Below are 9870 nucleotides of genomic sequence, written 5' to 3'. Positions count from 1 at the left end.
CTATAGAGTGTAGCTAGCGTGTTCGTCGGAAGCGTCAGATGGGTATAATAGACAGAGTCTGAAACGTATAGTGAGAGTTTAATGGCAAGTTCTGCCGCAAAATAAACCTAGCTTGATCTGTGTTAAATTAAAACTCTTCCACCTTGGTTTTTCCCTTTAGCTTAAATCAAATATGTACCTATTCACCCCAAATTCAACCTTTCTTTTGTATGGGATAAGGCAGTTTTTAAATACTGCATTCATGGCGACATTATCCGCGAGCACATCGGCTTTTAGATTTTTTATTTGATAGCTTTTAGCCATTTCAATCGAACGTAAAAATAAGAATTTACCGAGCCCTTCACCTTGCCAATCATCTCGGATTTGCAAGGCAATCTCAGGGATATTGTCATTTTCGTCCAAAATCCATTGACCAACGCCAACGATTTCATTTTGTGCGGTTTGCGTTGGATAAATTACTACCAGAGCCATGTCTTTACTGTAGTCAATATCAGAAAAACGTTTGAGGACTTTTTGTGGCAAAGAGTGCATCTGAGTGAAATAACGCATATACACATTCTGATCAGTGAGTTTATGAAAAAAATCACGTAAGTGGTCTTCATCTAAGGCTTTAATGGGTCGCACAAACACCTCTTTATCCAACGTGGTGCTATGTGTACACTCCCACTTTTTCGGATAAGCCGATTTGTAAGAATCACCAGACTGCTCAGAGTGAATATAGAAACTATTCTTGGCTTGCTCTAATAAATTTCTGCGACAGTCTGGGTGGGCGATGTCAATAATTGCCAGGCAACGTTTTCTAATACTCTTGCCAAATAAAAACGCGGTACCGTATTCAGTGATCACATAATGCACGTCAAATCGAGTTATGCTAACCCCGGTTCCCTCAGGGAGTGCAAATACAATATTGGAATTTCCCTTTACACTCATCGCCGGTAACATAATTATTGGCTTTCCCCCTTTGGAGTTGGCCGCTCCACGAATAGAATCATCGGCACTACCTACTCCCGAATAAAAACGACTACCAACCGAATCGACCGCAACCTGACCACTGAGGTCGACTTTTAGGCCGCCAAAAATGGCAATCAAATTATCATGCTGGGCAATGCAATCAACTCTGTTGAGTTGATACAGAGAACGAAAATCAATCGTCTTATTTTTGTGAATATAGCGAAATAGTTCTTTACTTCCACTGGCATGAGCAACAACACTCTTACCATGGTCAACGTTTTTTCTGGAATTATTAATCACTCCCGATTTGATCAGTACCAGCAGCTCATCGGTTAACAGATCCGTATGTAATCCTAAGTCTTTTTTGTCTTTTAAAAATGGTACGATTTGATTTACTGCCAGATTCAAATCAATCTTAAGCGTTGCGCCATCGGGTATCTCAAACAGGACGTTTTCGGCTATTTTGGCCAGCACGTTGGCCGGGAGGATAGCTCTGTTGAGATTGGGAAATAATTCGTCAGCGGTCAACAGGGGGGCGTTATGCTCAACCCACCAGTCAATTTTATCGGCATGGATCAGCGACTTACCCTCAGTCCAGGGCATAAATTCACATACTTCAGCAATCACAATGGTAGCCGCTTTGACGGCCTCCATAGTAAAGTCTACACCCATACCTAAACTGCAAAAGCCTTGTTTGTTGGGGTGCGTTACTTTAACTAAGGCAACATCAACTGCAATAAGTTGTTCTTCAAATAAGCGGCGCACTCTCGATGCGGACACAGGCACGTAATCAGCCAGTCCCTGGCTTACCTTTTTGCCTACTTTGTCAAAGGAAAAGTTAGTGGTAACCCTAAAACGACTGGCATGGTGCTCTAAATAAGGCTGCTCACCCCCCACAATAAATTGTAAAATGTTGATATCCTGCAGGCTCTTATTCTCGACCATGGCGGCCAAAATAGCATGGGTTGTGGCAGAGGTGCTGCCGATAGTAATGTAGCTACCATTGGGGACTTTTTCAGCTACTTCGGACAGTTCTAGCCGTTTGGTCAACCATGCATGATCCTTGGCGTACCACGATTTTTTATTGAGAGCGTTACTAAACCCGAAAAACCGCCAAAAATTATTCATAAATTCATCACTGACAGTTAAATACAATAATGAAACTACACTAGCAGATAAGCGCCGTGCTCGTCACTGTTGTAATTTAATCACTGGTTCACAAAGTAAGAGGATCATGTGTTAACAGCCGTCCTATTGTTGCAAGCTTTTTTTTAATATTTAACAAGCAATATTTAACAAGCCACCCATAATAAATGTTTTACGCTACAACAAAGCAAATTTCAGTGCATGGTTGAATTATTTTCGACTGGCTTGAGGTATTCGGTTGTTTGGGTGAAACCTAGTAGGATAATGTGGGCGTGTCTGAATTTAGGGCACGGTTATGCCGTTTAAGCATTTTGCATGATGAATTTATGCGCTTATGTGCAGCGCAACAAGGTTTTTGTTTTGCTCATGGCTCGGATCCTTTGATGACCCGTTTGATCTTTAAACTGGTTCAACTTTATTTCTCTTCCAGCGGTGCAGCAAAAGTGTTTTCAAATTCGGTGGTGAGAGTGAGCCATTGTTCGTCTGATAAACCTAATTTTTGTGATATGGATTGTTGTTGATGGTCAATATGTCCTGCTTTGTCGCTTCTGAATATCCTTCTAGTCATGTCCACTAACTCAGAGTAATCTTTTAGTGAAAAGGCGATACTCTGGGGCATGTCTTGTTTCGGATTACCGATAAAAGGCTTCAATGGTTGTGTCATTATTTGTTTTAGCGAGCCTAAGCGTTGTTGAAAACTGGTGTGTTTTGACGCTTCTGGCGTATCGGCTATTTTGGCTCGAACAGGGTTCAGATCTACATAGAATGTCATCGCTTATGAAGAAGGCCGTTTATACGATTTAGCTAACGTATTTATGTTGGCTTACCCTTATGGCTATCCGAAACTTATGTTGAGTTATGATTATAAAGGCGATACTGACGAAGGTGGGCCTTCGGTCCCGTTCACAATAATGGTGCGTTGGAATGTTTCTGGAAATGTGAACACCGTTATTTATATATGTCAGGTGGCGTAGATTTTCGTAACAACACGACAAATCATTTTGCGACCTCCGCTTGGAAGGATAACGGTGCTAATCAGATTACGTTTGGTCGCGGGTCACAGGGTTTTGTTGTTATGAACTAAGTTTTTCGGGTGGTGGGGTCACGGTGCAACCTGATAGTTCAACTAATCTGGCTGTGCCTACTTTTGATGCCGTGGCTATTCATCACAATGTTAAGATTCAAGGTACCTCGCCCTCAGATGATATACAGCGGACTGTGATATTTATTCAAGCATATACACAAAGCGGCCAAGTCAGGTTTGTGCCTGGAGGTTTAGAGCGCAACTATATTGCGTCTAATTTAGGGTTAAGCTGCACGCCAAATAATTATGTTTGTGTGATGCTAATCAGACATAACCATCTAAAAAATAACCGTCTAAACAATAACACCACCTCTTGGTAAATGAACGATAACTTTGTTGATTGGTATGGAATAGAAGCTGGGCAAAGTATAGAAGCTGAAAGCACTGCACTCGATTGGACAACGGATATTTGGCCAGCAGCTTATGTCTCACTAAAAACCTTAGAAAATGATGGTTATGGTCAAGAACCTCTTAACACTTGAGGCCGCACCACTTGATTTTAGATGCATATATGGATTTTAGATGCAGATATGGATTGTAACAAAACCCTCAACGGTTGGTTTGAGCGCAAAGTATATATTAGAAATGGTCTAGGTTGGGATGGTGATATTCAACAAAACAATATTTTTTACAACTCGAATAATCATTCTTCTCAATGTGACAACATTAATAAATTCGTCTGTAAATAACAGTAATCTGGAAATCAAAAAATTTTAAGTAATGAAGTGTCTCCGCTACATAAGCCCGCAGAATTAAAGCGGGATTTTTATTGAGGCGAGCACCGGCTCCATATTGAATTGGATTAAAAGCCTAGGCACAATAAGGTGAACCTCAAATCGTAAAAACCTTGGAATTGTTTATGACCCGTTTTTCATTTATACGTTATTTATTACCATTGACATTTATTTTATGCACCGGGCTACAGGCTACGACTACTGTCATCAAAGCCGGCTTTGTATTAGACATTGAGTCAGGAAAGTGGCAAAAGAACCAGCTGATTTTTATCGAAGGTGAACGTATTAGCAACATTCAGTCTGCTGGTGTAACTATCCCTGATGACGCAACGGTTATCGATTTGAGTAAGCAATATATCTTACCGGGCTTTATGGATATGCATACTCATCTGATGGGATATCTAGACAAGGATTTCTACGCTGGATTGTTTCAGTCGCCGCACCGAGCGGTGATTGGCGGGGTCGTTAACGCGGAAAAAACCTTGATGGCAGGCTTTACTGCTGTCAGAGATGTAGGATCGCCCGATTACATGGATGTGGCACTACGTAACTCCATTAATGCTGGTGAAGTACCAGGGCCAAGGATCGCCGCATCAGGACCCGCATTAGGCATAACTGGTGGTCATTGTGATGATAATGCCCTCAACCATTCGTTTAAATCTAAAGCCGACGGTGTGGCTGATGGCCCATGGGCGGTGCGTGAAATGGTGCGTAAGAACGTTAAGTATGGTGTTGATTTAATTAAATTCTGTGCCACAGGTGGGGTGTTTTCTAAAGGTACAAAAGTAGGCATGCGCCAATACACTCTTGAAGAAATGCAGGCCATCGTTGATGAAGCACACACCCATGGCAAAATAGTTGCAGCTCACGCCCATGGTACTGAAGGTATTAAGTTTGCGATTCAAGCAGGTGTCGACTCAATCGAACACGCCAGCTTTTTAGATAAAGACACCATCGAATTGGCTAAAAAGATGGGTACCAGCTTTTCTATGGATATCTACAACACTGAATACACATTGTCTAAAGGTGCAGAAAACGGAGTACCTGAAGAGAACATTAATAAAGAGCGCCAAGTAGGTACTCGCCAGCGGGAGAGTTTTACTATGGCGGTGAAAGCAGGGGCAAAAATGGTTTTCGGCTCTGACGCTGCTATCTACCCACACGGTGATAACGGCAAACAGTTTTCACGCATGGTTAAATTCGGTATGACACCGCTACAAGCTATTCAAGCAGCAACTATCAACGCTGCGCAATTACTCAAATGGCAGGATAATATCGGAAGTATTGATAAGGGTAAGTATGCGGATATGGTAGCGGTAAGCAGCGACCCACTTAAAGATATCACGGTGCTTGAATTAGTTGATTTTGTGATGAAGGGTGGGGTAGTTTATAAACAGTGATTGGCTGAAACTGGCTTGTCTACAATAATTCGGTACTGATCATTTCTTGGTGGATATCCCTGCAGCTTTTGGATTCTTATAGGGCCTTTTGAGCCCTATTGAAGCGTACTTTTGACGAGTAAAATGCGTGACTATGCTTGGATATAAACCATGACATATCTTTGAGTGGTGAGCTGCATTGTATGTTGTGTTTCTGTGTTTATATTCACATGTTATTTTCGTTTAATGTAAATTACGTGTTTTAGTATCCAATAGGCGAGTACCAAATAAATGCTCGCAGCAACCTTCGTCACTAGCCTACGGTATATTGCTAAACAGTCTTTCTTATCCCATCGCGCTTTAATATGTACACACTTACCCTGATAATTTTTAACTGTTAAAGAACGGAATAACCTACAGATTGTTTAGTCAGCGAAAACATCTGCAGGACACAACGTCGTCACTATGACAATTAGGCTGTCACGTTTGCGCTTTGACATGAAAACCTTGATGGCACAAATACAGTCATAATCAAATAGGCGTGGTTTTTAGCCTGCTGCTGTCGAGTTAATTTATACTCTTTGATAACTGCCGAATACGACAAATTTAGGTTTGCATGAACACCCATAAAAACTATTAAAATATCAGTTTACAACATGCGCATATAAGGTTTTACTGTGAACATCGATAAAGCCAGATTGCTTAAGCTAGACTTTTTGAAAGATGGCGTTTATTGTGTTCTTTATTGGGAAATTGGCGTCATTAATACCAATCACACTGACCAATCGAGTGGCGAAATACAGTCAGCAGCCACTATGGAAGCTGCAAATCAAAACTGAACCGGTGAATAAACCTTTAACCCTTAATATCGCTTACCTTGTGTGGGCATATTTGCTGACCGAAGAAATAAAAATATGAAAAAAGTCATATTAGATGCAGTGGATATCCGTATTTTGAATGCCGTGCAGCAGCACGGACAAATAAGTAAAACTAAACTCTCAGAGCTGGTTAATCTGTCGCCAACACCATGCTGGATTCGGCTAGAAAAACTTAAAAAAGCAGGGTATATAAAAGGTTATCGAGGTGAGATTGCCCTCCATAAAATGCTCGATCTTACAACAGTGATTGTTACCATTTCACTGAAGACACACCACAGAGCAGATTTTCAGCGTTTTGAGCTATGCATTCAAAGGGTTAATGAAATAGTAGAATGCAGCGCAACGGGGGGAGGAGTCGATTATGTGATGAAAGTCATGACTGCTAGCCTCAATGATTTTCAAAACCTCATGGAGGATTTACTTAATAAAGAGATTGGCATTGAGCGCTATACCATATTTGTGCTCACCAGAGAGGTTAAATCAACGACTCCTAACTTGTCGAAATTATTAGGAGATATAAAAAACTCTGTTGCAATCTAGTCTAATATTTAAAAACGTTCTTGCTTATATTTTGTACACTAAGGCCGGGCAAGAAAACCCGATACGTCCGTCGCAAAAATTCCCACAGATTACGTTATTAAACGTTGCCAATACCTCAGCTAACCTTGCTTAGAATAAGTATGACCCTTAGAAAATAATTTTTTATGCTCGGCTTGAATACCCCATTTCGACTCCCTGGTGCGCACTTATATCGTTGAACCACTCGAAGGATGTTCGGCACAAAAAATAACATGGCAGCGTGCTTTACAAATATGCTCAACCAACGAGATATACAAAATCCAATGCAAATCATATTTAAGATACCAGAATTTTCTCAAGGTATGCACAGAACGCTAGGCCAACAATATAACGTCATGCCTCAGGTGATCCGTTAGAGGAAGCAGAACAAGGATCCCATACAACGCAGTTGAGCGATTGACACGTGCCAATAGTTCGATTGTAGTTTTGTCTGAAGATGCTGAGTCCCCTCTCACCAACACCACCGCGAGGCCCGGAGCGGTAATGTCTGTCTGCACATGCCTTACTATCACTAATTTGTGCGGTCTTATGTTCTTTTTCTCTAATCATGCAACGCTTGAAATATCTTGTCTACTCGTAAAGTCGGTGGTTTGTGTTAACTCTACAGCGCAGTACCGCAATGTGCTTACTCACCGAGCAGCATAAATATCTGCTTCTGGTCATGTAAGGTGGGGGGATGGTCTGACTTTAATCGACGGAGGCGGGGCGACCTGCGTTTCCTCCATTTGCGGTGACCCAGTTTCCATTGACGTTTATCCCACCTAGTGGAAAAAAATGCACCTGCTGGATGCCAAAGTTAGGATGGCGTTCCTTATGCGCGGCAAGTGCGTTCAATAATTCGGTGGGTTCATAGGGTACAAGCAGCTTACTGACATCCTTTGCCCTGCGTTGCAGTACTCGAATGCTTGGGCCAACGCCGCAAGACAAAGAGTATTTGATCAAGGTATGCAACTTAGCCGGCCCGGCCACACCGATATGGATTGGTAGGTTAATACCTTCGGCTGCTAGCCGGTCTGCCCAAGCAATGACCCCAGCGGCCTCGAAACAAAACTGGGTGGTGAGTGCTACACGTGCATCGGTGCGCTCAGAAAAGGCTTGTTTCCACTTCAGAGATTGCATCACCATGGTGTCGGAACCATCGGGGTCAATATCGCGGTTACTTTCGGGATGACCCGCGAAGTGCAAATCCTTGAATCCGTCGAAAAGCTGCGTCTCAATCATTTGCATAGAATCTTTAAATTCTCCAGCTGGACTAGTAACACCACCGCCTAAGAGCAGCGCTTGATCTACGCCAGCCTCTCCTTGATATTGAGCGATCCATTCGGCTAGCTCTGTCTTATTCTTAATGAGACGCGCAGGAAAATGGGGCATGACCGGGAAGCCCTCATCGGTCAGACGGCGAGCCGTACGCACCATATCCTCAATCGGTGTTCCCTCTAAATGGGCTATATAGACGCGGGTGCCTGTTGGCAGAATATCGCGAAACCTCTGTATCTTGTCGGCGGTCCGAGGCATCACCTCAATCGAATAGCCGCTGAGAAAGTTTTCCAGCAATCGGGATGTCTGCTCCTTTGAATTGGCAGCGAAAGGTTTGTGAAAAAAAGAAAAAAGCCCCATAAATGTATCCTACTTACTGGTGGGTGGTCTAACCCTGTTATTTTAACGATTGAGTAGTGCTTATAGGCTTTTCTGTAGGCCTTTCACCTTACGGCTAAAAACATCTTAGGTGTTTGTAACACGATACTCCTAGTGTTTCTTTATTTGCTAAGATTAAGTTGCCGCAATTTTCTTTCTAGGATCAAAGAACGGCTTTTCAACAACGGTGGCCGTTGTTTTTCCGTTAGGGGTCTGGACGTCGAAACGGGTGCCTAGTTCCGCTTGATCTTTGCCAACCATTGCCAATGCAATATTTAGCTTCAGACGCGGAGAAAACACCGCAGAGGTCACCTTGCCTACTTGTTGGCCATCTTTTTCAAGTACCCAAAACCTGGAGTTAGGACCGGTCAGTGGAGGACCATCAATTAATAAACCAACATGTTTGCGTGATACTCCGCTTTCACGGATACGTTTGAGTGCAGACTTACCGATGAAGTCGGCCTCGATATCCAGTGCCACCAAACGATCCATGTCTAATTCATAGGGATTGGTGTTGATGTCCATATCTGCATGATAAGACAGCATTCCCCCCTCAATACGCCGAATTGTCGAGGTATGACCTGGCTGGAGACCCAGCGGAGCACCCGCCGCCATGATCGTCTCCCACAGTTCATCCCCTTTGGAGCCATCCTGCAGATATAACTCATAGCCAATTTCGCTTGACCAACCAGTCCGGGAAACGATCAGTGGAATACCGTTAAGGTTATATTCCCGTAACCAGTAATACCGAAGGTCGGTGATACTTTCGCCAAATAGTGCTTGCATAATTTTTACAGACTGGGGACCTTGCAATTGAAGAGGTGAAACATCAGGTTCGTGGATTGTGACATTTAATGTGGAGTTAATCGCAACACCTTGCGCCCAGAGCAGAATGTCGCTGTCAGCAAGAGAGATCCAGAAGCGGTTTTCTTCAAGACGAAGCAGGATAGGATCGTTCAAAATTCCACCTTCAGCGTTCGTCAATAATATATATTTACATTGGCCTACAGCAAAGTTTGTAAGGTCGCGTGGAGTCAACATCTGAACAAACTTTGCAGCGTCAGGACCGGTGATTTCTACCTGACGCTCAACGGCAACATCACAAAGAATGGCTGTGTTAAGCAAATTCCAGAAATTTTGAGTGGGATCACCGAAATCTCGGGGGATATACATGTGATTATAAACACAGAACCCTTTGGCGCCCCAGCGCAAGGTAGCATCAAAGTAGGGTGATTTACGAATTTGTGTTCCAAAGCCAAATTCTTGTATAGCCATTATATAGTCCTCGTATTATGCGACAAGCTATGTAGGGTGTTATTACACAGCGATCAAAACCCTTAATAAGTAAAATAATATTCGGAGTTTGCACATCGAGTGGCCTAAACAGATGTCGTAAAAAGGCTCAATTGGACTTTTTATTTACCTTCTTTAGTCTATTGGGTCTACAGTCAAAAATTACGGTTCTAAAAGGTTTTACTTTCACG

General features: G+C 42.7%; 9 protein-coding genes and 1 pseudogene. 5 read left to right on the top strand and 5 right to left on the bottom strand.

The window, feature by feature from the left end; translation table 11 throughout:
• Positions 1 to 156: 156 nt before the first annotated feature.
• Both QZ562_RS07170 and QZ562_RS07165 read right to left on the bottom strand, forming a co-directional pair.
• Positions 157 to 2079, bottom strand: coding sequence for a GNAT family N-acetyltransferase (locus tag QZ562_RS07170; RefSeq protein WP_293758725.1), 1923 nt, complete (start codon positions 2077 to 2079; stop codon positions 157 to 159).
• A gap of 350 nt (positions 2080 to 2429) precedes the next feature.
• A pseudogene (locus QZ562_RS07165) lies at positions 2430 to 2860 on the bottom strand (transposase); the annotation flags it as partial.
• Between the two features lie 344 nt (positions 2861 to 3204).
• Here QZ562_RS07165 and QZ562_RS07160 point away from each other — a divergent pair.
• The 5 genes from QZ562_RS07160 to QZ562_RS07140 all read left to right on the top strand — a co-directional run bounded on the left by QZ562_RS07160 (position 3205) and on the right by QZ562_RS07140 (position 6712).
• Positions 3205 to 3501, top strand: coding sequence for a hypothetical protein (locus tag QZ562_RS07160; protein ID WP_293758724.1), 297 nt, complete (start codon positions 3205 to 3207; stop codon positions 3499 to 3501).
• On the top strand, positions 3502 to 3663 hold the full coding sequence (locus QZ562_RS07155) for a hypothetical protein (protein WP_293758723.1): 162 nt from the start codon (positions 3502 to 3504) through the stop codon (positions 3661 to 3663).
• A 377-nt stretch (positions 3664 to 4040) separates the two neighbouring features.
• Positions 4041 to 5315: an amidohydrolase family protein gene (locus QZ562_RS07150; RefSeq protein WP_293758722.1), complete on the top strand. Its 1275-nt coding sequence runs from the start codon at positions 4041 to 4043 to the stop codon at positions 5313 to 5315.
• A 656-nt stretch (positions 5316 to 5971) separates the two neighbouring features.
• Positions 5972 to 6133, top strand: coding sequence for a hypothetical protein (locus QZ562_RS07145; protein WP_293758721.1), 162 nt, complete (start codon positions 5972 to 5974; stop codon positions 6131 to 6133).
• 75 nt (positions 6134 to 6208) lie between these two features.
• Entirely contained in the window at positions 6209 to 6712 is a 504-nt protein-coding gene (locus QZ562_RS07140) for an Lrp/AsnC family transcriptional regulator (RefSeq protein ID WP_293758720.1), read from the top strand.
• A gap of 353 nt (positions 6713 to 7065) precedes the next feature.
• Here QZ562_RS07140 and QZ562_RS07135 read toward each other — a convergent pair whose 3' ends face one another.
• The 3 genes from QZ562_RS07135 to QZ562_RS07125 all read right to left on the bottom strand — a co-directional run bounded on the left by QZ562_RS07135 (position 7066) and on the right by QZ562_RS07125 (position 9661).
• A complete protein-coding gene (locus QZ562_RS07135; protein WP_293758719.1) occupies positions 7066 to 7248 on the bottom strand; it encodes a hypothetical protein in 183 nt (60 codons plus the stop codon).
• 190 nt (positions 7249 to 7438) lie between these two features.
• The gene (locus tag QZ562_RS07130) at positions 7439 to 8368 is read right to left on the bottom strand and encodes a hypothetical protein (protein ID WP_293758718.1); all 930 of its coding nucleotides are present in this window, start codon (positions 8366 to 8368) and stop codon (positions 7439 to 7441) included.
• Positions 8369 to 8521: 153 nt separating this feature from the next.
• Positions 8522 to 9661: a glycine cleavage T C-terminal barrel domain-containing protein gene (locus QZ562_RS07125; protein WP_293758717.1), complete on the bottom strand. Its 1140-nt coding sequence runs from the start codon at positions 9659 to 9661 to the stop codon at positions 8522 to 8524.
• Positions 9662 to 9870: the final 209 nt, after the last annotated feature.

The organism is uncultured Paraglaciecola sp. (assembly GCF_913058035.1).
Taxonomy (GTDB): domain Bacteria; phylum Pseudomonadota; class Gammaproteobacteria; order Enterobacterales; family Alteromonadaceae; genus Paraglaciecola.
Note: the sequence above shows the minus strand (reverse complement) of the source record. Positions and strands in the feature narration are given on the sequence as shown.

Coding starts and splice junctions, on each gene's coding strand:
- QZ562_RS07170 (WP_293758725.1), bottom strand. CDS start 2,079: ATGAATAATTTTTGGCGGTTTTTCGGGTTTAGTAACGCTCTCAATAAA.
- QZ562_RS07155 (WP_293758723.1), top strand. CDS start 3,502: ATGAACGATAACTTTGTTGATTGGTATGGAATAGAAGCTGGGCAAAGT.
- QZ562_RS07150 (WP_293758722.1), top strand. CDS start 4,041: ATGACCCGTTTTTCATTTATACGTTATTTATTACCATTGACATTTATT.
- QZ562_RS07140 (WP_293758720.1), top strand. CDS start 6,209: ATGAAAAAAGTCATATTAGATGCAGTGGATATCCGTATTTTGAATGCC.
- QZ562_RS07130 (WP_293758718.1), bottom strand. CDS start 8,368: ATGGGGCTTTTTTCTTTTTTTCACAAACCTTTCGCTGCCAATTCAAAG.
- QZ562_RS07125 (WP_293758717.1), bottom strand. CDS start 9,661: ATGGCTATACAAGAATTTGGCTTTGGAACACAAATTCGTAAATCACCC.